General features: G+C 46.4%; 20 protein-coding genes. 15 read left to right on the forward strand and 5 right to left on the reverse strand.

Annotated elements, in window-relative coordinates; all coding sequences use genetic code 11:
- Positions 1-130: 130 nt before the first annotated feature.
- Positions 131-916, reverse strand: coding sequence for an HAD family hydrolase (locus AC1DPK_RS25785; protein ID WP_477512069.1), 786 nt, complete (start codon positions 914-916; stop codon positions 131-133).
- A gap of 261 nt (positions 917-1,177) precedes the next feature.
- Here AC1DPK_RS25785 and AC1DPK_RS25790 point away from each other — a divergent pair, with 261 nt between their 5' ends.
- The 9 genes from AC1DPK_RS25790 to AC1DPK_RS25830 all read left to right on the forward strand — a co-directional run bounded on the left by AC1DPK_RS25790 (position 1,178) and on the right by AC1DPK_RS25830 (position 10,839).
- On the forward strand, positions 1,178-2,245 hold the full coding sequence (locus AC1DPK_RS25790; protein WP_477512070.1) for an ABC transporter ATP-binding protein: 1,068 nt from the start codon (positions 1,178-1,180) through the stop codon (positions 2,243-2,245).
- Between the two features lie 3 nt (positions 2,246-2,248).
- Positions 2,249-3,985 (forward strand): putative 2-aminoethylphosphonate ABC transporter permease subunit, encoded by a 1,737-nt coding sequence (locus AC1DPK_RS25795; RefSeq protein WP_477512071.1) that lies wholly within the window; start codon positions 2,249-2,251, stop codon positions 3,983-3,985.
- A gap of 63 nt (positions 3,986-4,048) precedes the next feature.
- The gene (phnX, locus tag AC1DPK_RS25800) at positions 4,049-4,846 is read left to right on the forward strand and encodes a phosphonoacetaldehyde hydrolase (protein ID WP_477512072.1); all 798 of its coding nucleotides are present in this window, start codon (positions 4,049-4,051) and stop codon (positions 4,844-4,846) included.
- Positions 4,843-5,985, forward strand: a complete 1,143-nt coding sequence (phnW, locus tag AC1DPK_RS25805) for a 2-aminoethylphosphonate--pyruvate transaminase (protein WP_477512073.1) — start codon at positions 4,843-4,845, stop codon at positions 5,983-5,985. Before phnX ends, phnW begins: the two co-directional genes overlap by 4 nt.
- 13 nt (positions 5,986-5,998) lie before the next feature.
- The gene (locus AC1DPK_RS25810) at positions 5,999-7,186 is read left to right on the forward strand and encodes a saccharopine dehydrogenase family protein (RefSeq protein ID WP_477512074.1); all 1,188 of its coding nucleotides are present in this window, start codon (positions 5,999-6,001) and stop codon (positions 7,184-7,186) included.
- A gap of 55 nt (positions 7,187-7,241) precedes the next feature.
- Positions 7,242-8,027: a DeoR/GlpR family DNA-binding transcription regulator gene (locus AC1DPK_RS25815; protein WP_076269749.1), complete on the forward strand. Its 786-nt coding sequence runs from the start codon at positions 7,242-7,244 to the stop codon at positions 8,025-8,027.
- Positions 8,028-8,235: 208 nt separating this feature from the next.
- Positions 8,236-9,348 (forward strand): putative 2-aminoethylphosphonate ABC transporter substrate-binding protein, encoded by a 1,113-nt coding sequence (locus AC1DPK_RS25820; protein WP_477512075.1) that lies wholly within the window; start codon positions 8,236-8,238, stop codon positions 9,346-9,348.
- Between the two features lie 112 nt (positions 9,349-9,460).
- Positions 9,461-10,522: an S-layer homology domain-containing protein gene (locus tag AC1DPK_RS25825; RefSeq protein ID WP_477512076.1), complete on the forward strand. Its 1,062-nt coding sequence runs from the start codon at positions 9,461-9,463 to the stop codon at positions 10,520-10,522.
- A gap of 149 nt (positions 10,523-10,671) precedes the next feature.
- Positions 10,672-10,839 carry a hypothetical protein gene (locus AC1DPK_RS25830; protein WP_441877098.1) on the forward strand — a complete coding sequence of 56 codons (168 nt, stop codon included), beginning with the start codon at positions 10,672-10,674 and terminating at the stop codon, positions 10,837-10,839.
- Between the two features lie 102 nt (positions 10,840-10,941).
- Here the strand turns inward: AC1DPK_RS25830 and AC1DPK_RS25835 are convergent, their stop codons facing one another.
- Genes AC1DPK_RS25835 through AC1DPK_RS25850 form a run of 4 tightly spaced genes read right to left on the reverse strand, consistent with a single transcriptional unit; the run spans position 10,942 to position 14,872 of the window.
- A complete protein-coding gene (locus AC1DPK_RS25835; RefSeq protein ID WP_339207370.1) occupies positions 10,942-11,406 on the reverse strand; it encodes a RidA family protein in 465 nt (154 codons plus the stop codon).
- A gap of 43 nt (positions 11,407-11,449) precedes the next feature.
- Positions 11,450-13,054 (reverse strand): N-acyl-D-amino-acid deacylase family protein, encoded by a 1,605-nt coding sequence (locus AC1DPK_RS25840; protein ID WP_339207371.1) that lies wholly within the window; start codon positions 13,052-13,054, stop codon positions 11,450-11,452.
- 22 nt (positions 13,055-13,076) lie between these two features.
- On the reverse strand, positions 13,077-14,216 hold the full coding sequence (locus AC1DPK_RS25845) for an alanine racemase (RefSeq protein WP_441877092.1): 1,140 nt from the start codon (positions 14,214-14,216) through the stop codon (positions 13,077-13,079).
- On the reverse strand, positions 14,213-14,872 hold the full coding sequence (locus AC1DPK_RS25850) for a helix-turn-helix transcriptional regulator (RefSeq protein ID WP_477512077.1): 660 nt from the start codon (positions 14,870-14,872) through the stop codon (positions 14,213-14,215). Before AC1DPK_RS25850 ends, AC1DPK_RS25845 begins: the two co-directional genes overlap by 4 nt.
- A gap of 156 nt (positions 14,873-15,028) precedes the next feature.
- Between AC1DPK_RS25850 and AC1DPK_RS25855 the strand changes: the two genes are divergently transcribed.
- The 6 genes from AC1DPK_RS25855 (at position 15,029) to AC1DPK_RS25880 (ending at position 26,118) form a co-directional block, all read left to right on the forward strand.
- The gene (locus AC1DPK_RS25855; RefSeq protein ID WP_477512078.1) at positions 15,029-16,801 is read left to right on the forward strand and encodes a cache domain-containing sensor histidine kinase; all 1,773 of its coding nucleotides are present in this window, start codon (positions 15,029-15,031) and stop codon (positions 16,799-16,801) included.
- Entirely contained in the window at positions 16,801-18,339 is a 1,539-nt protein-coding gene (locus AC1DPK_RS25860; RefSeq protein WP_477512079.1) for a response regulator, read from the forward strand. Before AC1DPK_RS25855 ends, AC1DPK_RS25860 begins: the two co-directional genes overlap by 1 nt.
- Before the next feature lie 97 nt (positions 18,340-18,436).
- Positions 18,437-19,765 (forward strand): extracellular solute-binding protein, encoded by a 1,329-nt coding sequence (locus AC1DPK_RS25865; protein ID WP_339207380.1) that lies wholly within the window; start codon positions 18,437-18,439, stop codon positions 19,763-19,765.
- 310 nt (positions 19,766-20,075) lie between these two features.
- The gene (locus AC1DPK_RS25870) at positions 20,076-20,948 is read left to right on the forward strand and encodes a carbohydrate ABC transporter permease (protein WP_076269757.1); all 873 of its coding nucleotides are present in this window, start codon (positions 20,076-20,078) and stop codon (positions 20,946-20,948) included.
- 18 nt (positions 20,949-20,966) lie between these two features.
- Complete coding sequence (locus AC1DPK_RS25875; protein WP_441877076.1) at positions 20,967-21,848, forward strand: carbohydrate ABC transporter permease; 882 nt, start codon at positions 20,967-20,969, stop codon at positions 21,846-21,848.
- A 325-nt stretch (positions 21,849-22,173) separates the two neighbouring features.
- The gene (locus tag AC1DPK_RS25880) at positions 22,174-26,118 is read left to right on the forward strand and encodes an S-layer homology domain-containing protein (protein ID WP_477512080.1); all 3,945 of its coding nucleotides are present in this window, start codon (positions 22,174-22,176) and stop codon (positions 26,116-26,118) included.
- Positions 26,119-26,208 lie beyond the last annotated feature (90 nt).

The raw sequence follows: 26,208 nt of genomic DNA on the forward strand, positions 1-26,208 counted from the left end.
CTTCTTTCTTCTTTATCATAAGGTTGTGTTGTTAAACAGGTGTAATCGCAATATGAAGAAATTACTAAAAAGAGGCTCCACCTCGTCGAAACGACAAGGTAGAGCCTCTTTTTATAGTAGTAAAAACAACTTATAGAGGAAGCAGCGCTTCAATATCTCTCAAGGATTGTATTTCAAAAGTTGGACGTGCGGCACCTTCTGGCAGCTGCTGTCTCGATCGATTTAGCCAGGCGCTTGCTATACCGGTTCGGCTCGCCCCCAAAATGTCGGTAAACAAATTATCTCCTACCATTAGACATTGCTCAGGTTTTAGCCCCGCGAGATTCATCGTGTGCTCGAAAATTTGCGGAGCCGGCTTGCCGCAGCCGACTTCTCCCGAAATAACGATATGGGGAAAATAATCGGATAATCCGTTGATGCCATAGAGCTTCACTTTCTGTAAATCAGGTGTTCCATTGGTCAGCAGCATAAGCGGGTATTTTGCAGATAATGCTTCGAGCACCTCAAATGTTTCTTCATATACGTAGGGGCGCTTGCGCCTCTCGGCTGGAAACTGTTCAGCAAGCTTGACTGCAAGGTCTTCATCGTGGATGCCGAGCTCTTGTAGTCCTCTCTCCCAAACGTTTCTACGAAAAGCAGGTGCTGCCTCTTTCATTAATTGCAGCTCTGCTGCTTCTCCATCATCAAACCGAGCCCACATCGCTTCCATCGCCGTTACTTCAATATTCGCTAAGTAAGCGTAACATTCCAATTCGTGAAATACAGAATGAGAAGAACGAATGATAGATTGCTTTAAAAGTCCTATTTGTAAACCTAATGCTTGCTCGGCTGCTTCGCATGTTGCATCGAGTGCCTCGTCTGTACTTTTCTCATCCCAAATCAGCGTGTTGTCTAAATCGAAAATAATCGTTGTCATAAGTGTTGAACCCGTCCTTTTTTTTAGTTTGTTGTCTTTGCTAAAGAAATGAAAAAAAGGTTGTTGCACATAAAATACAGCATTCGGATCTTTAAAACAACTTAAAACCATAATAAAAGCAATTAAACACACAATCTTTACTTGTGTTTGACACTCACTTAACAAATCTATTTTAAACTGCTAATAGATCAACGATGCAAATGTTTTAACTTCATCATACCGTTCTTGAACGATTATTACGAGAACACAAGGAGAATGAGAATGAAAAATGAAGGATTAGCGATTAATGGTATTCGCAAGGCATTTGGCAGCTTTCAAGCACTCCATGATGTCAGCGTTCATATTCCGAAAGGGAAATTCACATGTCTGCTCGGCCCAAGCGGCTGCGGCAAGACGACATTGCTGCGTATTATCGCAGGTCTTGAACAGACTGATGCCGGCACCGTTATCCTTGATGGAAATGATATTACGACGCAGCATACGTCCAAACGCAACTTTGGCATCGTTTTTCAATCGTATGCGCTATTTCCGAATCTAAGTGTGAGCGACAACATTGGCTATGGTCTCAAAGGGAAACAGCCGAAGCGTCAAATTGAAGAACGCGTGAAGGAAATGCTGGAGCTTATTGGACTGACTGAGGTGAGGGATCGGTATCCAGCACAGCTCTCCGGAGGCCAGCAGCAGCGGGTGGCGCTCGCAAGAGCAATCGCCTTATCGCCTGATATTTTATTGCTGGATGAGCCGCTTTCTGCGCTTGATGCGAAGGTGCGGGAGAAGCTGCGCGAACAGCTATGCGAGCTGCAAGAGCGGCTTGGCATTACGACGGTTATGGTTACGCATGACCAAGAGGAAGCGCTGACGATGGCGGATCAGATTGTCGTCATGGATCAAGGACGGGTTGTCCAAATTGGCACGCCGCAGGAGGTATATGACAAGCCAAATACGCCTTTTGTCGCTGATTTCATTGGGGCTATTAATTTTTTCCCTGTAGGAACAGAAAGATGGATGGGGGCAAGCCCAAATGATTTGTTAGCTATAAGGCCGGAACATATCCAGATTGATGAGGAAAAGCATACGGGCGGCCTATCCAATGATAGCGGAATTAGCGGATTTGTTCAGCATGTGGAGTTTCGTGGCGCATTCTATCGTGTAAGCTTGCAGCTCGCGAATGAACACGGGAAGCACTCGGACATAAGCGTAACGGTAGATATATCCGCGCAAATAGCTAATCGATTTGAATGGTCGCGCAATAAGCTGTTTCATCTTCAAATGCCGAAAGAGCGTATGCTTCATTATCCTGCGGCAATCGCTGGGAACGTGGGGAGGTAGAGAATGAAAGGGAAAATAGATCAAGCTCTGCCCTCGCAGTGGGTGAGAAAAAGCAATCAAAAGTTACGGGAGAGCAATGGCGTTATTAAGCTCTTGCTAGTCCTAGTCCTGCTCACACTTATTACTGTCATTGTTCTGCCGCTGTTCGCGATGTTTAAGCAGGCGTTCATGGATTCAGATGGAAATCTGGTTGGCTTCACTCATTTTTCATCGTATCTGCAGTCAAGATCACTCATTCAATCGATGCTGAACACAATTACCGTATCCACAGCTACAACCGCGATTGCTGTACCGCTTGCCTTTGGGCTGGCGTTCGTACTGACTCGCACAAATATTAAAGGAAAGTCCTTCTTCAAAGCTCTTGCCATGCTGCCCTTATTCGCACCAACTATGATGCACGGGCTCGCGCTTACTTATTTATTTGGTCATCAAGGTCTCATTTCTACCGGATTGTTCGGACTGCTGCCGTTTGAGTGGCGAATTCCGCTCTATGGAAAAGTAGGCATCATCATTTCAGAGGTCATCTATACGTTTCCGCAGGCGTTTCTTATTTTGTGTGCGGGGCTTGCCGTCAGCGATTATCGCTTATATGAGGCAGCAGAGTCGATGGGCGCGAGCAGCTTGCGAAAAATGTTTACCGTAACGCTGCCGTCTGTAAAATATGCGCTGCTCAGCGCAGTCGTCATTTGTTTTACGCTCAGCTTCACCGATTTTGGCGCACCGAAGGTCGTAGGCGGACAGTATAACGTGCTGGCCACTGATATTTTTAAACAGGTTGTCGGCCAGCAAAATATGTCTATGGGAGCTGTAGTCGGCATCGTGCTGACCATTCCCGCCATTCTCGCGTTTATCGTGGATCGAATCGTCACGCGCAAGCAGCAGGCTTACGTCACATCAAAGTCTGTTCCCTACTCCGTGAAGAACAATCGGCTGCGCAATGTTTGGGCGTATACGTATGCGATTGTTTTATCAGCCATGATATTGCTGTTAATGGGAGCTGTTCTGCTTGCTTCGGTCGTGAAGAAGTGGCCGTATGACATGTCGCTAACGTGGAGCAACTTCGACTTCTCCAATGCAGCGGCAGGTGGCTTTGATCCGTTCTGGAACAGCATTGAGATGGCTGCTTGGACCGCGGTAATCGGGACGATCATTACGTTCTTGTTTGCTTATTTGATCGAAAATGGACGTGTCTACCGTCCGATCCGGCAAGCTGCTTATTTCTTGTCGATTTTGCCACTGGCGCTTCCAGGGCTGGTCATCGGATTATCTTTTATTTATTTCTTTAATCATCCGGCCAACCCGTTTCACTTTTTTTATGGAACGATGATCATTCTTGTTTTGGCTAATGTTGTGCATTTTTACTCCGTTCCATTCATGACGGCGACCGCAACTTTAAAAATGCTGGACAAGGAGTTCGACAACGTCTCGGAGTCCATGAATGTCTCAAAGCTGCGGACATTTTCGCGCATTACGGTGCCATTGTCCTTGCCGGCCATATTAGAAATGGCAGTTTACTTTTTCGTAAATGCAATGGTGACGGTATCTGCACTGGTCTTTCTGTATGCGTCGGACTTGCGAATTGCCTCGGTTTCCATCGTCAGCATGGACGATGCGGGCGATACGGCAGCGGCGGCAGCGATGTCAGTACTCGTTGTGCTCCTCAATGTTGTCGTTCGCTTTCTATATGAAGCGGGCACCGCAAGGCTGAGACGCAAAATGTCAGCTTGGCAGAAGCGATAAGGCGATGCCAAAAACAAGTTTTCAACAAAACAATTACACAATATACGATGGAGGTTTTTACTCATGATTAAAACAGTCATATTAGATTGGGCAGGTACAGTGGTTGATTATGGAAGCTTTGCACCGGTTGAAGCGTTTCGCCGCTTATTCGAAGAAAGAGGCATTGAGGCGTCGTTCAAAGCGATTCGGAAGCCGATGGGTCGTATGAAAAAGGATCATTTGCGCGATATTTGCTCCGATCCTGATGTGTCTGCTGCATGGCAAGCGAAGTTTGGCAGCATGCCAAATGAAAATGACATTGATGAAATGTATGAAAAGTTTGAACCGATGTTGTTCTCCATTCTTCATCAATATGCAACACCAGTGCCCGGAGCACTAGCACTTATTGAGAGACTGCGCGAGCAGGGCATCAAGATTGGAACGACGACAGGATATACGCGTCCCATGATGGACATTATTGCTCCGGAAGCTGCGAAGCAGGGATATTCGCCAGATAGTACAGTAACGCCAGATGAAGCAGCCGAAGGCCGCCCGCATCCATGGATGATTTTCCGCAATGCGGAACTGCTCGGTACGTATCCGATGAGCCATATTGTCAAATGCGGCGATACCGAAGCGGATATGAGAGAAGGCCGTCATGCAGGCGTATGGTCAGTAGGCGTTATTTTCGGCGGGAATGAAGTGGGTTTGACACAAGCGGAAACGGAAGCCCTGTCTGAGGGCGAGAAGGAGAAGCTGTTTGTTGAAGTTTCGGATCGCTTGATGCAAGCGGGAGCACATTTTATCATTCGTGAGATTGGCGAGCTGGATGGCGTTATTTCACACATCAACGAAAGACTACAAGCGGGGGATCGTCCATGAAATCACATAATGATGCATTATTGCTAACAGAAAATCCATATCTACTTCTTACGCCAGGACCGCTAACGACGACTCGAACCGTGAAGGAAGCGATGATGAAGGATTGGTGTACGTGGGATGATCAATACAATCAGCTGGTATCTTCGATAAGAGAGCGGATCGTTAAGCTTGCTGCACTATCGGCGGCAGAAGACTATACTGCTATATTGATGCAGGGCAGCGGGACGTTTAGCGTGGAAGCCACAATAGGCACGGCGATGCCGAAGCAAGGCGGTAAATTGGCTATTGCCGTTAATGGAGCTTATGGCGAGCGAATGGTTCAAATTGCCGACGTGCTTGGTATTTCAGTTACGCCAATCCGTTTTGACGAGCGCAGCCCTATCAATCCGGAAGTCATCGAGAAAGCACTTAAGGATGATCCGCAGATTACACATGTTGCCATCGTACATTGCGAAACGACAACAGGTATCCTTAACCCTTTGAATGAAATAGCTCAAGTTGTTAAGCGCCATAATGTCACGTTTATTGTTGACGCTATGAGCAGCTTTGGCGGTGTAGCTATGGACATAGATGAGCTGGGCATTGATTTCCTCATTAGCAGCAGCAACAAATGTATACAAGGGGTACCGGGTTTTGGTTTTGTAGTTGCCCGCCGTGATGCCATTGCCAAATGCAAAGGCCATGCGCGCTCTTTATCGCTTGATTTGTATGACCAATGGGACATGATGGAGCGCTCGAATAGCAAATGGCGTTATACTTCGCCGACACATGTTGTTCGCGCATTCGATCAAGCGCTGAAGGAGCTGGAGCTTGAAGGCGGAATCGCGGCTCGTGAAGCTCGTTATAGCAGCAATCAACAAGTAATAACTGAGGGGATGGAGGCTACTGGTTTCAGTGCGCTGCTTCCTCGTGAGTGGCAATCTCCTATTATTACGGCATTTCGTTACCCAAGCGCTAACTTTTCATTTGAATCATTTTACGGAAGCTTGAAGAAGGCAGGTTTTGTTCTGTATCCAGGGAAGCTGACCTCGGAGCCGACTTTCCGAATTGGCAGCATCGGTGATGTTAATCCAGCAGATATGGAACGATTGGTTCATGTGATCAAAAGCATTTATTCATCCTTTGACAAGGAACAGTAGGAGAGTGAAGACGATGAAAGTATTTTGTCTTGGCGGTGCAGGTCGAATTTGTATGGAAGCGGTGCTGGACCTTGTTCAGTACTCCTCATTTGAGGTCATTACGATTGGTGATTTCAATCTGGAAGCGGCGCAGCAGCTTGCTGCCTCACTGAATGATAAACGTGTCAATGCAGTCAGAGTGAATGTGCATGATCATGCGGCAACGGTAGAACAGCTTCGCGGCTACGATATTGTAATGGATGGAACTACAATTACATTAAACGGCTTGTCGACGGCATGTATTGCAGAGGCTGGCTGCCACGGCATTAATTTGAACGGCTTTGGCGAAGAAGATGCAAGCCACGATGTATTTGTCCGCAACGGAAAAATGTGTTTGCCTGGCTTCGGGATGACGCCCGGTGTAACGCAAATGATGGCGATGCATGCTGCTAATCAGTTGAAGGAAGTGCATGAGGTACGGGTTAGTCATGGCTCATACCGGCCGATTGCATTCTCCAAATCGATAGCGGAAACGACGGTTTATGAGTATGATCCGAAGCTGCCGGGACGCGTAGTTTATGAGAAGGGGCAATTCATTCAGGTGGAGCCGTTTGCTCGTCCACGTGAAATTGAGCTGCCAGAGCCTTACGGCAAATCGATTCAATACATTATTCCGCACGCAGAGACACGAACGCTGGCAAAAGCGCTTGAGAGCAAGGAGGTTCAGTTAATTGAAGTACGCGGTACATGGCCTCAGCAAAATATGAGACTCGTCCGTGCGTTATATGACTATGGGTTTATGCGCAACGATCGTATAAACATTGCAGGCCAGGAAATTGGCATTATGGATGCGATTGGGCAATACTTATTCGAATCGCAGGAAGGCCATGAAACAGAATTATACGGTTATTCTCTTCATATTGAAGTAACGGGGATATCGGCACAGACTGGCGAAGCTTGCAAACATACACTTACCCATACACATCCTGCATCGGATGGTTCAGTAGAGGGCTGGGAGAAACTCCGTGCGTACACTAGAAACGTCGGCATTCCACTTGCGATAGCGACGGAGCTTATTGCGAGCGGTCAGACGTTATGCAAAGATCAAACAGGAATCATCACACCGGAAGAAGCTTTTGAACCGAGCATTATATTTGAACAGCTAAGCAAGCGCGGCATTCTCATTCATGAAAAGATTGAGAGTTTAGTTGAAGTAGGCTAGAATACGATTAATAATCAAAACAGTAGACTAAGCTGAAGACGAAGGGGAAATAGAGATGTCGCTAGCCGGAGAAGAGCGGAAGCAGATCATCATTAATATGCTGCAGCTAAAAGGAAAGGTTCGAACGCCGGAGCTCGTGCAGGCGCTTGATGTATCATCGGAAACGATCCGCCGTTATTTGGAGGAGCTGGAGGATGAGCTTAAGCTCAAGCGAGTATACGGCGGCGCCGTTAAGATTAATGTGGAGCGGGAAGAGCCCGCTTATGTTCGGCGCGAGGTGCAGCAGGCTGAAGAGAAAAGAAGGATCGGACGAGCTGCCTCCTCTCTCATTCAAGATAAAGACGTTGTTGTCATCGACGATGGAACAACCACGCTGCAAATGATCGATTCACTTGCTTACAAAAAACAACTTACCGTTCTTGTTACATCCGTTTATACCTTAAACTTGCTGATTGGCTACAAAAATCGCAATATATTTGATGGTGAAATCGTGCTTATTGGCGGTCGCATTAACCCGAAGCATTACCGGACATCCGGTACGCTTGCGATGGAGTTTATGTCCAATTTTAATGTGGACAAAGCTTTTATCGTTGCTGACGGCTTACAGATTGATAGCGGTGTAACAAGTTATGAGGATGAGCGCGGCGTGTTGGCTAGAACTTTCATGAAACAAGCCAAGCAAACAATCGTGTTAGCTGATTATACGAAGATTGGGACGAACCATTTTTATAAGATTGCCGATTTTAAAGAGATTGATATGATTATTAGCGATGTAGCGCCTCCGCAGGCTTGGCGTTCCAAGCTTGATGATCAGGATGTGCACTGGATTGTAGCAGAATAGCTGTTTATGGCAAAGGAATCTTCGAGTCTAATAAGACTTGGAGGTTCTTTTTTTATACCAACCAAATGCAAATTACTCAAAGGAAAAACACATCTAATTAGTGGAAATCAAAAACAAAACAATTTATTTACTTGTATTTTACAGTGCGTTAAACAAACAAGCATATAGTAGGAATAGAGAAGAAGAACAAACAAAGGGAGAGAAAAAAATGAAAAGAAGCTGGTTTCTGCTTGTGAGCATGATAGTTATTGTTACGGTTTTATCCGCTTGCGGAGGTAACGGAGGATCGAGCAATAAAGGAAATAACAAAATGGGCAATACTACAGAAGCTACAGAATCAACAGAATCGTCGCTTGATACGGATAGCAAAGAACTTACCGTATACACTGCGCTTGAGGATGATCTTATTAAAGAGTATTTGAAAACTTTTTATGAAAAATACCCCGACATCAAATTGAATATTGTTCGTGATTCAACAGGTATCATTACGGCTAAGCTGCTTGCTGAGAAGGAAAATCCGCAAGCGGATGTCGTGTGGGGCGTTGCAGCAACAAGCTTGCTAGTACTGGATCAAAACAGCATGCTGGAGCCTTATTCTCCTGCTGGCGTAGATCGGATTCTTGCTGAGTTTAAAGATACTAGAAGTCCGGAGCATTGGGTAGGCATTGATGCATGGGAGACTGCTTTTATTGCTAATACGGTTGAGCTGGAGAAAAAAGGTTTGGCCGTACCGAAAACTTACGAGGATCTGCTTAAGCCAGAATATAAAGGTTTAATCACGATGCCTAACCCTGCATCATCTGGAACGGGTTTCCTCACGGTATCGGGCTTGGCGCAGCTGCTTGGAGCTGATAAAGCATGGGAATACTTGGACAAACTGCATGAGAACATTGGCATCTACACGCACTCAGGTTCGAAGCCGGCAAAAATGGCTGGTACTGGTGAATATCCAATCGGGATCTCCTTCGGATACCGCGGAATTAAAGAAAAAAGCGGCGGATCGCCAGTTGAAGTAGTGTTCCCGGCAGAAGGCTCAGGCTGGGATGTTGAGGCAAATGCGATGATTAAGAAATCGAAAATGAAAAAAGCTGCACAGACGTTTTTGGACTGGGCAATTACAGACGATGCAATGGCTGAATATAGCAAAAACTATCCGATCGTAGCTGTGAAGAGTGACACTAGCGTCATTCCAGAAGGTTATACTAAAAACCCGATTGAGCAATTAATCAAATACGATCTGCAAGAAGCGGCTAAACAAAGAGACACTATTTTAAAAGAGTGGAGCAACCGCTACGACAGCAAGAGCGAGCCGAAATCATAATAGTTGTATAAAGAAAAAGGCTGACAAGCGCTAGTTAAGCTGCTGTCAGCCTTTTCACTAGCACGCTCCCTATTGAACATAATGAAAAGCACGATTTGGAAGGAGAATGGACATGTTGTTAAGAGTGAAAAAAATAGCAATTTTGTTAATAGTGATGACGTTGTTTTCTGGCGTCTCTACGCTAACGGGCGTTGGCCGCTCAGCCTTGCTGCCTGCTGCACATGCTGCGGCTGCAACGTTGTCGCTTACCGTCAATCAGAAAAAAGCGGCAGTCGGACAACCAGTTGAGGTCGTTGTAAAAGGGGAGCAATTAAATGATTTATATGGCTTCGAGATTAAACTGAAGTACAACACAGCAAAACTTAAATTCAAACAGGCAACAGCAGCGTGGAAAGGAATGCCCATTTCACCGATTGATAAGGATGGGGTTATAACATTCGCTCATACGAAGATTGGGAAGGATAGCGGAGTGAGCGGATCGGCAGCTATTGCCACGTTTACTTTTGAGGGAGTTGCGAGTGGAAAGGCGAGCGTTGAGCTGGTAGAAGCAAAGCTGGTCGATAGCCAGGTCAAGGCGGTTCAGCTGAAAAATGCGGCGAAGCTGGCTTTGCTCTTAAGCTCTTCGACGCCAGTATCCTTCAGTGACATAAAAGGCCACTGGGCTGAGGCAAATATTACAAGAGCGGCTTCGCTTGGTATCGTAACAGGCTTTGAGAACGGTGCTTTTCAACCTAATGGTTGGGTAACGCGTTCGCAATTTGTTGCTATGATCGGCCGTGCATTCGAGTTGAATGCTAAGCAAGCGAAGGAAGTTAATTTTAAAGACAAGGGACAGTTTCCAGCTTGGGCAGAGGCGTTCATAGCGGAGGCTGTGAATGCTGAGGTAATTAGCGGTTATGACGATGGTACATTCCGGCCAAACCGCCATATTACAAGAGCGGAAATGGTGGCAATGACGATGCGTACATCTGGTTTTCCGCTCGACGAGAACCCGTCAATTCGTTTTGCGGATGCCTCGCAAATACCAGCTTGGGCTAAGCCGGCTGTAGCGGCTGCTGTTTCTCGCAATCTGCTTAAGGGGAGAAGCGGCAATCGCTTTGAACCACAGGCAAAGGCTACTCGTGCAGAAGCATTGACGTTTATTTTGACGCTCATCGATAGCCAGAATAAATAGACTTGTTCACTAGAGCAGAGGCGTTTAGTCATTGCAAGAAAGTGTGGGCGGGCATAAAAAATGAGCAGGAGCACATTTTACGAAATAGCCTATACCTTTTTTACTAAAAATCATAGGATACTGTACCTTAGTAAAAAGGAGATGAACAAATGGGCTATGGAGTAGCAGGGGTTGGCGCAGGAAATTGCGGACCTTCTTATCCAGTTGCAGGTGTTAGCAATTGTGGAGCTGGAGTTGGCGGCTGGGGAACTGGTATCGGTATTATATTGGTACTTTTCATTTTGCTTGTTATTATTTCCCGCGCTGTATGCTGGTAGTCAACAAAGCTTGCTTGTAAATCGGAATCAATGCGTTTTCCACTAATTGAAATAGTATTAAACCCCCAAGTGCCTGAGCCTTGGGGGTTTTGCTTGTTTATGCTATTCACGAACCTCTGCAATGAGCTCGATTTCAACTGGCGTATGGAATGGAAGGTCGCTTGTACCAATCGCGGACCTTGCATGGCGTCCATTTTCTCCGAATACTTCTATGAGCAGATCCGATGCGCCGTTCAGCACATAAGGCTGATCGCCGAAACCGGGAGCGCTGTTGATGAAACCAAGAATTTTTACGATTTTTACGACACGGTCAAGGTCGCCTAGGTGAGTTTTCATCGCCGCAAGCAGGTTGATAACGACTTGGCGCGCTGCTTCTTGACCTTGCTCGATCGTCAGATCAGAGCCGATTTTACCTTCATACATGAGAACACCATCGATACGGCAGTCGAAGCCGGAAGTATAGATGAGATTGCCCGTTTGGTTGACCGGAATGTAGGAGAACTTAGGCTTAGTCGTTTCAGGCAAAACAATTCCTAGCTCAGCAAGACGTTTTTCAATAATAGACATAATAAAACAGCTCCTTGTTTATCAATTGTGTATTGCGGGTTAACTAATGCGTGCAGCAGTGCTGCGCGCGAATAAGATTACCTTCGCGCTTATGCGTGTGTTCACCATGTGAGAGCGTGAGCTGGCCGGCAACGATAACATGCGAGATGCCGGACGGATATTGACGCGGGTCCTCGAACGTAGCTGTATCTTGAATGACAGCTGGGTCGAATACCGTGATGTCAGCAGCATACCCTGGCACAAGCAGTCCTCTTTTGCCAAGCTTAAAGCGCTGTACGGGAAATGAGGTTAGCTTGCGAACCGCTTGCTCAAGCGACAGTACCTTATCTTCACGCACATATTTGGCAAAAACGCGTGGAAAGGTGCCGTACGTGCGCGGATGAGGCTTGCCGATCTCGCAGTTCAAGCTGTCGGATGCAATCAATGATTTCTCATAACCGATGACCTGCTTCACATCGTCGTCGGACATATGGAAGTAGACAATCGCGATTTGACCATTCTCCTCAAGCAGAAGATCCATCATGCAATCGACTGGATGTTCTCCGCGAAGCTCGGCAACCTCGGCGATTGATTTGCCTTCGAGTGCCTTGTTCGCTTCGGTCTGAATCGAAGAAATAATGATGCTGGACCAGCCAGTTGAACATACAAGATTATCCCAAGTGTCCTGCTCGCGGCTTAGCTCTTCTTTGATCCGCAGGCGCAGCGCCTTATCGCGGAACGCTTCAAGTGTTGCATGAATGCCGCCCTCTAGTACCCAAGGAGGGAGGACGGTTGTTAAGGTGGTGGAGCCTGCCGCGTAGGGATAAACATCAACTGTGACGTCCATACCACGTGCTCTTGCCGCTTCTACAAGCTCCAGCGCATCAAGCGCTTTACCCCAATTGGCGCGGCCAGCTGCTTTCAAATGACTGATATGCAGCGAGATGCCGACTCGTTCAGCGATCCATATGACCTCTGCAACGGACGGCAGCAAGTTATTGCCCTCACCGCGAATATGTGTGGAGAGCAGACCGTTGTATTTAGGCAAAACGCTGCAAAGCTCAACCAGCTCTTCGCGTGAAGTATAGCTGCCAGGTGCATACAATAGGCCAATTGATAATCCGATTGCGCCTGCTCGCAGCCCTTCTTCAAGCAATGTCTTCATCCGCTCGATTTCGTCTTTCGTCGCAGGACGGTTCTCGAATCCCATGACTGCGATACGCAGTGCACCGTGTGCTACATAGGTGGCGATGTGCTCCGAAGGATTGGATTTGCTGACAAAATCCATATATTGACCAACCGTTTCCCAGGGCCACTCCCAGCTTGTACTCCCAAGTACGGGCTGCACATACGACTGCAGCAGTGCGCCTTTACTCCGAATAAATGGAGCAGGGGCGAGGCCGCAGTTGCCGACAACCTCAGTTGTTACCCCTTGCTGCAGCTTAATTTCACTGTAAGGATGATCAATAATCATCAGATCCGAGTGGCAATGCCCATCGATGAAGCCAGGAGAAATCACTTTGCGTCCCACATCAATAATTTGGCTAGCCTCTTGATCAATTTGGCCGATAGAAACAATGATGCCATCTTTGACTCCAACATCGCCGCCGTACCAAGGATTGCCGCTGCCATCGACGATTTTGCCGTTTTTCAAAATAAGATCGAGCATGTTATAAGCCTCCTCCTTCTCGTTATTCGAGCATTCCGCGAGCCGCTACAGTCGTTTTGTGAAGCTGCCCACTGGAATCCTTGATGTAGACAAAGCTGTGCAAATTAACGGTGCTGCAAATATGATTGGGGATGATACGCACCAAGTCGCCAACCTGATAGTTGGAATCCGGCTGTACACGAATCATGCCGTGCTCCTCATTCATTCGCTCCAAAATCGCTTCAGGATCTCCGATGATATGGCCGAAGCCCTTAAGGAATAAAGGTGAATTGCCCGGTTGTACGTCCGTTGCGAATGTTTTGCTGCCGCCGTCAATGATGATTAAATCTTCATAGGGCCTGCTGACAATGGTAGCCAGCACAACGCCGGCACAATCCTCAAGCGTACATGTTCCGAAAGCTGCCTGCATTCGGTCTTGATAAATGTAAGTCCCGGGACGAACTTCAGTGATGCCGTCAACTTCTGCAGCGAACAGCGCAGTAGGCGAAGAGCCTACACTTACATCCTCAATGGCGATGCCTGCGCTCCGTAGTACTGCAGCAGCCTCAACCATTAAGCGCCCCTCTTCATGGCCGGCTGCTTGCAAATCGAGCGTCGATGCTCCGCCGACCATAGCCCCTCGATAGGTGAAAATACCGCTAAGCTTTATGCCGACAAGATCATTGATTTGCTTCGCAAGCTCCACGGCTTTGTCGATCGCAACTCCTGTACGACGAAGTCCCGTTTCTAGCTCCAGGCGTACTTCCAACACTGCGCCTTCACGCACGGCTGTCTCAGATATGCGCTTCGCACCCTCTAAGCTATCGACTCCGATAATTAAACGAACGCCGGATAGACTGAGCCGAGCTGCACGCTCAAGCTTGGATTTGGCCACTAACGGATAAGCGACAAAAATATCACGAATGCCGCCGCTTGCCATGATCTCCGCTTCGGAAATTTTGGCTACGGTGATGCCGATGGCACCAGCTGAGAGCTGCTTTGAGGCCATTTCCGGCAGCTTATGTGTTTTGGCATGGGGACGAAGCTTTACGCCGCGTTTCGCGATAGCTTCTGCCATTGCAGCAATGTTGTTATCGACAGCATCACTGTCGATGACAACGCATGGTGTTTCTAGCTTAAGCAAGGCTTCCTCATCTTTGCGTACGTTCAATATCTCGCTCATTCGCTTGCTCCTTCATCGCTATCTACACCTTTGGATTCCTCCAAATAGCTGTATAACGTAAATTTTGAAATGCTCAAATAGCTGCAAACCTTCTCGCCTGACTTTTTAATGAGAAAAGCACCCTTTTGATCAAGCAATTGAATGATTTTAATTTTATCTTCTTTGGTCATGGCAGCTGGCGGCTTGCCAATCGTGACCTGCGCTTCCTGTATGAGCGTATCGAGCAGGTCGTTCACGTTGCTGACAAACGATTCCCGAACCGGCTGTAGTCCGCTCGCTGTCAGCGATTGAAGCGTTTTCTCGGCAACCATCAGATCGGTAATGTCGAAGTTGATGCAGAGCGCTCCAATGATGGTGCCGGCGTTATTTTTTACATACATGGAGGTCGAACGGAGAATACGTCCATCCTTCGTCTGGGTAACATAATTATGGCGGTTATCACCCTCGGAGGTGCCTCTCATAATTTCCAGTCCAAGATTCGTGCCAGGATCTCCTACATTTCTTCCGGTGACGTGGCCGTTCTCGATGACAACAATGGTGCTGTCTACGGGCTTTGACCAGTCATGCACAACGACCTCGCAATTGTCTCCAAACTGCGCGGTTATACCTTTGGYCATCTCCGTCAAAAATAGTAATTCTTGAGATATTGATTCCACTTGCATTCACTCTCCACTTTCTTAAAGCCTCATTGCCCACATGGTACTACGACTTACTCGAAAAATCAAACAAAAAATCTGTTAACCTAAAAAAAAGTGTGATAGGATGTTTTTAAACTTTTTATTGATACGAGAAAAGGAGAGTGGGGATGAGAGATGCGCTGGATTAGTAGCTCATTAAAGCGTAAGTTATCCTTTTTGCTGCTGCTATCGGTTCTCATTCCGCTGCTCGCGCTGGGCTTATTTGCCTACAACATGGCAGCGACAGCTACGGAAGAGAAGGCAAAGCAATCGGGCAAGAGCCTATTGCGTCAGACGGGTACGAATCTCGAATTTATCGTTCAAGATATCGAGAATATGTCATTATTTTTGATTGGGCAAAAGGATGTACAGCAATATTTGAGCAGTTCAGGAGAAAATGCGGTTAAACAAACGCAAATGATTGAGTTTCTATCTAATCTGGTGTTCTCCAAATCGTATATTTCGGACATCACGATTTATCCGCAAAGCCAGTCCCATCCCGTTTCTAATACAACGATTTTTGAGACGGAATTATCCGAGCTGACTGGAGAAGATATTGAACATTATCAATCTAGTGCAAAATGGTGGACAAGCCGTTACGAGACGGATACAGCAGCTGGGGTGAAGCAGGTGATCTCACTTGTTAGGCCGATTCGCAGTCTGAACAGCTTCAAACAAATTGGAACGTTAGTCATTAGCCTTAACGAAGAAGCTGTTTCCAAGCTGATGAATCAGGCGGGCATTTCAGCGGGGGGCTATGTCGTTTTGTCCAATGAGAAGGGACAAATTTTGTCCGGCAGTGATCAAAGCAGGTCAATGATGACAATGGAAGCTCTGCTGCCAGGCTTGACGATAAGAGGGAATGCAGGAACGCTCAACTACGGCCATGGTGAAAGTAAACAGACCATACTCTATGACACGGTTGCTGATGTAGGCTGGCGGCTGACGGGCGTCATGCCCTTCACAGAATACAAAGCTCAAAATAATTACGTCCTGCAGCTGATGGCGATCGTCATTATTTTTTCGATGCTGCTCGTGGCCGTGCTCGTTCTATACTTCGTTCAACGAGTGACCAATCCGCTTATTATGCTGACGCAGTTTCTAAAGCACTCGAACCCGGAAGAGCCGATGCAAACGTATCCGGTGGAAACGATGGATGAGGTAGGACAGCTCGTGCGAAGCTACAATAAGCTAAGCGAGCGAATTGAAGGTTTGACGGAGCAGGTAAAGCTGGAGGAATCATCAAAAAAAGAAGCGGATATGCATGCGCTGCAAGCGCAAATCAATCCTCATTTCTTGTACAATACTCTATCCTCTATCCACTGGATGGCGCTCATGAATCAAGATGAGAAGACGGCCGATATGGTAGGCAGCTTAAGTGATTTTATGCGATTCAGTTTAAACAATGGCGAGGAGTTTTGCTCGGTTGAGCAGGAGGTGGCGCATGCCGGCCATTATGCCAATATTCAGTCGATCCGCTTCCCGGACAAGTTTGAGTTTATCGTTCAGATCGATCAGGAACTAATGGACTTAACGATGCTGAAGCTTCTGCTGCAGCCTTTAATTGAGAATGCACTTATTCATGGTATTCAGAAGAAAGCTGAAGCTGGTTTGATCAAAGTAACCGCACATATGCAAGGATTGTTTATGTCCTTTGCTGTAGAAGATACAGGCGTTGGCATCGACTCGGTTAAGCTGGCTGCTATATATAAGGAGCTCCACGGACCGGATGATCGCAAAAAAGAACGTGATCGCCTAGAACGCGGCAGCTATGGACTTCGCAACGTTCATAAGCGGCTGCAGCTGCATTACGGGGCAGAAGCAGGCTTGCGCATTGAAAGCTTGGACGGAATAGGGACACGCGTGTCCTTCTCGATCCCGATGTTACACGAAGGAGGCAAAGCCTAATGAAGCTGTTAATCGTAGATGATGAGGTCATTATTCGAACTGGTCTGAGCACCGTTATAAAATGGGCAGAACTTGGCTACGAGCTGCTGCAGCCGGCAGCATCAGCCGAGGAGGCGCTTGCTCGTCTGGAATTGGAGCAGCCGGAAATAGTATTGACGGATATTCAAATGACGGGACGCAGCGGACTAGAGCTTGCGGGAGATGTTAGGAGACTGCTGCCTGATAGTGAGGTCATTATTTTGACAGGCTACGATCAATTTTCCTATGCCCAGCAGGCGATTCGAGAAGGAGCAGGAGATTATTTGCTCAAAACGAGTCGGCCCGATGAAATCATCCGAGCGGTAAATGGAGCGAAGATGCGAATTCTGCAAAAGTGGGAGGCACTAAAAAAAGACCAGCTACGCGACAGATTGCTTGAGAGGCTGATTGCTGATACGGAAATTGACAATCACTCCGCAGAGAAAGCGGCGAAGCTTCTGCCGAAGCTGCGATTAAACGAATCATTTTTTTATCAAACGGTAATTGTCTCGGCGGAAGGCTGGGGAAATGAATCGGGACACGGCTATTTATTGCTGTTTGCCGTGCACAATATGATAAGCGAGCTGATAGATGGAGAAGCTCTTTTGCGTAAAGATAGTCTCGTCATTCTCCTTAGGCATGAAAGCATGCGAGCAGATCAATCACAGCTCGCTAGATTAATGGAGAGGGTAACAAGGAAGCTGAAATGCAAATTGTTCGGGGCAACAGGCACAGTTGTTTCAGACTGGCACAAGCTTCAGGATTCGTACACGGAGGCTTCTTATGCTTTTTTGTTCAAAGGAATTATAGGCCAAGAAGGATTGTTGGCTTACGAGGATATAAAAGGACGCCGAGGCGGACGTACCGTCTGCTCGCAGGAGGAGGAAGGACAGCTCACAGCGTTATTCCAGAACGGAACGGACGCGCAGCTTTACCAATGGGTTCAAGAGCTCATTGAACTCCAGCTCAAAGATGCAGATACGACGCCAGATTCCTTGCAGAAGTTTCTTCAATCCGTCCAAATTTCTGCCCACCGCTGGGTGGAGCGAGTCATTGCCTCTTTTGGGGAATCTGCTGCCCTCTCCAAAGAGAAGTTTGCTAACAGCATTTCTCCCTCCCCAAACACTGATAACGGAGTTGGATTGCTGTATGAGCAGCTTCACCAATTGATGATGCTGTACCGTGAGACGATCGGACAAGAAGGCATACCTTACATTAAGCGTGCGATTGCTTATATTCATGATCATTTGGACAAAGAGCTTACATTGCAGCAGGTTGCCAAGCATGTTCATTTGAATCCAAACCACTTCAGCGAGGTATTCAAGCGTGAGACGGGTCATACCTACATTGAATTTGTAACTCGCATGAGAGTGGAGCGCGCCAAGCGGCTTTTGGATGAATCACCGATAAAGGTGAGTGAGGTTGCAAGCCGCGTGGGCTATACGGATATGAAGTATTTTAGCCAATTGTTTAAACGGTTTACGGGTTTTACACCTTCGGAATACCGGACGAGAAGCTGAAGTTTATCTACCCTACTCCTGAGTTCTGTCCCCTGCCCATGTCGCCTATGATTCCCTATACTCGGAGGTAAGACAAATATCAAGGAGGAAACATGACATGAAGAAGACACTAACAATTGCAATTATGGTCACTCTAATGATTTCTATCTTGGCAGCGTGCGGCGGAACAAACAATAACGGCAAAAAAAATGAGGACGGCAGTGAGCCGGCAGCTGAGAAAGTGAAGCTAAGCCTATGGCATAACTTTACCGGCGACGATCTTAGAGCGCAAACGATGCGTTCGATTATTCAGCAGTTCCAGACCGATCATCCGAACATTACGCTCGATATTCAAGCGATCCCGCCAGACGGTTACAAGACGCGTCTAAAAACGGTCGCTGCGGCAGATGAAATGCCGGATGTATTCATTTTATCCAATGGCTCTATGACACAGGAATTTTCAGCAGGCAAACTTATTCAGCCGGTTAATGAGCTAATTGACAGCCACCAAGAATGGAAAGAAGGTTTCATGCCTAATTCCTTCGACGCTTTCACAGTAGATGGCAACATCTATAGCGCTCCGATGGGCTTGTCTCCAACATCGATTCTATACTACAACAAAACGATTCTTGAAGAAAACGGCCTTACTGTCCCAAAAACATGGGATGAGCTGTTGAATGCAATTAGCGTGCTGAAAGGCAAAAATATTACGCCAATCGCTCTAGGCAATAAAGCGGCTTGGCTCGCACAATCCAGTATTTTCAGCTCATTGGCTGACCGTGTAACAGGTACGGAGTGGTTCTTGAAAGCAGCAAGCCAAGATGGTGCGGCATTTACGGACCCTGAATTTGTACAGGCATTAACTTACATGCAGCAGCTTGGTACGGCAGGTGCATTCCAAGATGGATTCAATGCAATCGACAACACGCAAATGGAGCAAATGTTCGCGCAAGGCAAAGCTGCGATGATGATTGACGGCGGCTGGGCATTGTCGAATCTAGCTTCCAACGCTTCAGAAGATGCACTTAAAGCAATGGGCGCAACGGTTCTTCCATCCATTCCTGGTGGAAAAGGCGATCCTAATTCTCTATCTGGTGTCGTAGGTGTCGGCATGGGTCTAGGCAAGGATGCGATTGGTCCGAAAAAGGATGCAGCATTTGAACTTATCTATGCAATGTCAGGACCAGAAGCGCAAAAGCGTACGCTTGAGAGCAATCAGCTTGTCAGCTACAAAGTAGAGCTGGATAAGAGCAAAGTTTCGCCAATCTTTAGCGAAGTATATGAGCTTGTGAACAGCGTGAAGATGACGCCGGTGTATGATGGCAAGCTGACTTCTGCAGGAGCTGAAGCCGTGAACAATGGACTACAGGAGCTGTTGATGGGTGGCAAACCGGAAGACATCGCGAAAAAAATCCAAGAGGCGCAAGCGAAAGCGCTAGGAAAGTAACATAGCTGCTCGGTAGTTAGGTTATTGAGTACAGGGAATTTCCTGATTGCATGAAGATCAGCAAGCTGAAGTCCTTTACAGCAAGCACAACTGGAAGCTGCTAAAAGGATCGCATGCCGAAGCTGTCAGGAAATCCCCGTGCTCTTACTAGCATTACGAAGCTGGCTTGCTGCGCAAACCTTGGCTCATGCTTACGAAGCAGGTTTGCTGCGCAAACCTTAGCTTATGCTTACGAAGTAGGTTTGCTGCGCAAACCTTGGCTTATGCTTACGAAGTAGGTTTGCTGCGCAAACCTTTAGGAGGGACGATTATGTCATCATCTTTACGCATCAGAGGCTTTATCGCTATCGGACTTCTTCCGGCGCTTGCGCTTTTCATCTTTTTTGTTATCGTACCGATACTATGGTCATCTTATTATGGCTTTTTTGATTGGAAAGGCATTGGGGAGATGCGATTTATCGGACTGGACAACTATAAAGAGGTTATTCAAGACCGGTTGTTCTGGCATTCGTTCAAAAACAATTTGCTCATTGTTGCTGCGTCTGTTTTCGGTCAGGTGCCGATTGCATTGGTCTTGTCCTTAGTACTGCTCAAAAACGGCTGGTTTCAAAAGTTTATCCGAGCTTCTATCTTTATGCCAATGGTACTCTCTTCCGTTGTAGTCGGTATCATCTGGGGATACATTTATCATCCGCAAATTGGTGTACTGAACTTTTTGCTAGATACGTTGGGATTAAGCAGTTGGAAACAGCAGTGGTTGTCTGACCCATCGATATCGATGTATGCCATCATGGTTCCAATCATTTGGCTGAATGTAGGTCCATATCTTATTATGTTTATTGCCGCTTTGCAAAATATTCCGAGTGAAATTGATGATGCCGCTCAGATTGACGGCGCAAAAGGCTCTCGCAAGCTGTTCTCGATCAAGCTTCCGATGATTTGGGATACGATTAAAGTAGCCGTGGTGCTCTGTATATCCGGCAGCCTTAAAGCATTCGATCTTATTTATGTCATGACAGGCGGCGGGCCGGCGAATTCGACGGAGCTGCTCGCATCGTACATGTACAATAATACATTTTCGATCTATCGCTTCGGTTATGGCAGCGCAGTATCCACCATGATTATCATCATCAGCTTGGTTCTCGTAGCGGGAAGCCAATATTTAATGAAATCAAAAAAATAATGGAGGGGGACCCACAGTATGACTACGCCATCAATTAGCGCTTCACACTCAGCCTCCTCCGCAAATTTAGGAACAGGGCTGCGCAAGCTGAGAGGAAGCTTGCAATCCATTGGTCTAACCGTATACGCCTTAGTCACGCTTTATCCGCTCATTTGGCTGTTTATTAGCGCTTTTAAAACAAATGAAGAATTTTACTCGCGTCCGTTCGGCCTGCCGGACATTTGGAATTGGAGCAACTTCACTCGTGCTTGGGAAGTTGCAGATATGGGCACTGCGTTCATGAACTCGGCCATTGTTACTTTAACAGCGCTTGTCATTACGCTTGTAATGGGTGCATTAAGCGCATATGTGATCTCACGTTTTCAGTTTAGAGGCAAGCTGCTCGTAATGGGCATTTTTATGCTCGGCATGCTCATCCCTATTCACAGCACACTCGTTCCACTGTTCATATTAATGAACAAGATCGATATTTTGAACACTTATGCAGCATTGATTTTGCCTTATACAGCGTTTGAGATGCCGATAGCCATCTTTGTCTGTGTGGCTTATATGAATACCTTCCCGAAAGAAATTGAAGAGGCTGCGATGATTGACGGGTCTGGCTACTGGGGAATTTTCCTTCGTATGATGCTTCCATTGTCCCTTCCGGCTCTAGCGACAGTTGGTATCCTAGCCTTCTTGAGATATTGGAATGATTTCTCCTTCGCGCTCGTCTTTATTAGTGACCCTGGCTTAAAGACGCTGCCGCTCAGTCTATCCATATTTGCAACAGGTTACTCCACAGACTATAAGCTTACGATGGCAGCGATGGCGCTTGCTGTTATTCCAACGATCATTGCTTATCTGGCATTTCAAGAACAGGTCATGAAAGGGATGACAGCTGGAGCAGTTAAAGGTTAGTTAGAGGATAGTAAACAAAAAAAACGGTATCATCCCTCTGGGGAGGATACCGTTTTTTTCTGATTCTATCATTATATTTAGCAGATGCAGATGATCTTGAATACCTAATGGAGCTTCAAAATAGTACGATGCCATTCGTTTGGGTTTATTGCTTATATAGGATAAATAGACTACTAATAGACGCCAAAATGCGCGTGAATATTGGATTTTTCGACTTTATTTTCGCAAAACTAACTTTAGTTGGTGTTTTTTAAAAAGCCTAGCATTTATGCTAAAGCCCGTATGCAACTATAACTTATTCATGATTTGGGAGTGAACTATTCGTATGGCACAAGGATCAATACTAGTTGGGAAAAAGGTAAAAAGTATTCTAATACGAGTCATGTGTTTGGCATTAATGATTTCATTATTTGGGCCTTTGACGAATGCTTCACAGGTATTTGCGGCGCCAGGTTTTAGTGGCGGAACTGGATCTGTTGATGATCCTTATATCGTTACGACACCTGAGCAGTTAGATAGCGTGCGAAATTATTATTCCGTAAATTTCAAGCTTGGCAGTAATATCGATTTAACGGATTATCTTTCTGAAGGTGAAGGAGGATACAATGATGGACAGTTTTGGAAGCCTTTCGGTAGCTTTTTCGGCACTTTCGATGGTGATGGTTATGTGATTAAGGGACTGAAAACGAATAGCAACGAAAATTATGTCGGTCTCTTCGGACAAGTAGCAGCAGGATCTTTTATAAAAAATATAGGGTTAGAAAATGTGGATATCATAGGTGGAATGTTTACTGGTGGTTTAGTGGGCGTTTTAAGGGGCTCTTCATCAGCAGTGTCGAACAGTTATGTTACAGGCGACGTTAGAGGGACGAATTATACAGGCGGTCTAGTAGGGTATAAAGAAGAAGCAAAGATCATAAATAGCTATACGATAACCAATGTTTCAGGCACTTCTCAATTAGGCGGTTTAGTTGGGCTTGAATATAGAGGTGCGATTACAAATAGTTTTGCTGCAGGTTTCGTCGCAACTGCCAATTTTAGTGGCGGGCTAGTGGGCGGTACTTATGGAGGTGCAGACGCTAGCGTAGACGTGGATAGCTTTTATGACAAAGAGGTTTCAAAACAATATGATAATTCAGGGAAAGGAATGCCTAAGTCAACTGCTGAGATGAAAACAAAATCCACATTTACGAATTGGGACTTTGGCTCAGATTGGTTTATAAAAGAGGGGAACTATCCTCAACTGCAAGTTTTCTTGGCAGAAACTCCTACAGCGGATGTAGAAGAAGGGGCAATTGATTGGAAGACAGAGGTGGAGCTTAGCAGTGGGACAATAGGCGCATCCATTTATTATACGACGAACGGCGATGTGCCGACGCTGAGCAGTACACGATACAGCTCACCTATTGTAGTGACGGAAGATATGACGATTAAGGCCATTGCAGTTAAAGGTATGACCTATAATGAAGTTATGATTCAGAGCTACACGATAATAGGAGCAGCAGAAGCACCAACAACGGGAAAATTATCACCAGGAACAAACGTTGACACCACACGTTTGGATGGAGTTACCGATGAAATGGAGCTCAAACTAAATAATGGGCTTTATATGGCGATTGCAGCGGGTTCTGCTTCTATTGACAACCTAAGCGTACAAGTAGGAGATGTGCTATCTCTCCGTACAAAAGCAACATCGGGTAAACCAGCATCTTCTGCACAAGTATTGACGGTAGGTCTTGCGGACATTAAGCCAAGAAGCACGGTGTCCACGCTGACCTCGACAATAGGAACAGTAAGCATCGGCGGAACAGTAAATGAAAAGATAACGAACATTCCATATGGAACAACGTTAGCCGAATTTAAGGAAGCAATTACACCAGCAGCCGATGCGACGTTTGAAGTCTATGAGGCGAATGGAATAAACCAAGCGAACGCGTTAGCGACAGGCAACAAAGTCATCGTAACAGCGCAAGATAGAACAACGATGACCACCTACACTGTAACGGTGCAAGCAGGAGCACCAACAGGGAATTTGTCACAAGGAACAAACGCAGAAACGACGCGTTTGAATGGTGTAACAGATAAGATGGAGTACAAACGCAATAGCGAGAATTACGTTGCGGTTGCAACGGGTACAACTTCTGTTGATAACATAGGCGTACAAGCAGGAGACACGATCTCCGTTCGTACAGCAGCAACATCAGAAAACCTTGCATCTGTTGAACAAGTGTTAACGGTTAGTTCAGCGGACATTAAGCCAAAAAGCACGGTCTCCACGTTGACCTCGACACTGGGAGATGTAAGCACTGGCGGAACAGCAGATGAAACGATAACGAATATTCCATACGGAACAACGTTAGATGAGTTTATTGATGCGATCACTCCAGCAGAGCATGCCACGTTTGTTGTCTATGAGGCGGACGGAATAAAAGAAGCTGATACATTGGTATCGGGCAACAAGGTCATTGTTACAGCGCAGGATACAACAACGAAGACCACATACATCGTAACAATGCAAGCAGCGCCGCCAGCAGGACATTTGTCACCAGGATCAAACGTTGGAACAACGCGTTTGAATGGGGTAACAGATAAGATGGAGTACAAATACAATAGCGGGTATAATATTGAATTTGTAACGGCAACTAATTTTGCAGCGATTGCAACGGGCCAGACTTCTGTAGACAACATTAATGTACAAGCAGGAGACACGATCTCCGTTCGTACAGCAGCAACATCAGAAAATCCTGCATCTGCTGTACAAGTATTGACGGTAGGCATAGCGGACATTAAGCCAAAAAGCACGGTGTCAACGTTGTCCTCGACAATAGGAACCGTAAGCACTGGCGGTACAACTGATGAAACGATAACGAATATTCCATATGGAACAACGTTAGCCGAATTTAAGGCAGCGATCACGCCAGCAGCGTATGCGACATTTGAAGTCTATGAGGCGGACGGCGAGAATGAGGCAGAAACTTTAGAGACAGGCAATAAGGTCGTCGTTACAGCGCAAGATACAACAAGCTATACCGTATATACCGTAACGATACAAGCTGCACCGCCAACGGGGAATTTATCGCCAGGAACAAACGCTGGCACCACGCGTTTAAATGCCGTTACGGATGTTATGGAGTACAAACACAATAATGGGAATTATGTTGCGGTAGTAGCTGCAGCTGCTTTTGTTGATAATATTAGCGTACAAGCAGGAGACACGATCTCCGTTCGTACAGCAGCAACATCAGAAAATCCTGCATCTGCTGTACAAGTATTGACGGTAGGCATAGCGGACATTAAGCCAAAAAGTACGGTGTCAACGTTGTCCTCGACAATAGGAACCGTAAGCACTAGCGGTACAACTGATGAAACGATAACGAATATTCCATATGGAACAACGTTAGCCGCTTTAAAGGCAGCGATCACGCCAGCAGCCGATGCGACATTTGCGGTCTATGAGGCGGATGGAATAAACCCAGCTAAGACATTGGCTACAGGCAACAAGGTCATCGTTACAGCGCAGGATTCAACAACAAAGACCACTTATACTGTAACTGTGAATGCAGCGCCAGTTGTACCAACACCGACGCCAACAGCGCCAACAGGACCGAGTGTACCGACAGTTCCTACACCGACACCGATATCACCAACACCAACGCCTGTTGTCAACAAACCTGTTTACAACGACAAAGTGGATAAAGCATTTGTAGCTGAAATGAAAGCAAAGGCTGAAGCAGCAGCTCCAACAACCTTTAAAGATGTAAAATCAACTTCTTGGAGTTTTGCTGACATTGATTTCGCTGCACGGGCAGGGATTGTAAAAGGGTATGCAGGCGATAAATTCCGTGGTGAAGCGAAAGTAACACGCGGTGAGTTTGCTCAAATGCTCGTAAATGCACTTGGATTCACATCTAACGCAGCGCAAGAGCTGACGGATGCTAAGGGTCACTTTGCGGAGAAAGCAATTAGGGCCTTAATGGAAAATGGCATTATGACAGGATATGCAGATGGCAGCTTCGAACCCAATCGTGAAATTACAAGAGCTGAAATTGCAGCACTATTAGCAAGGCTGCTGGATATTTCTCTTTTGAGCACAGAAGCGAAATTCCAGGATATCACTGCGAATTGGGCAGAAGATCAAATCAACGCACTAGCTAACGCGGGGATCATTAACGGTAAGAGTGGACAAAAATTCGAGCCTAAAGCCAATGCTACTAGAGAAGAAGCCGTTGTGTTGATCGTTCGTCTTTTGAAAATGGTACCTACTAATTAAGCGGGTATAGTGAGTTTAATAGTAAACAAACGGAACGCAGCTCTATAACGAGCTGCGTTTTTCTTTTTGCTAAATCGCAGTCCTGTTTAC

The organism is Paenibacillus sp. 01T424, assembly GCF_056398745.1.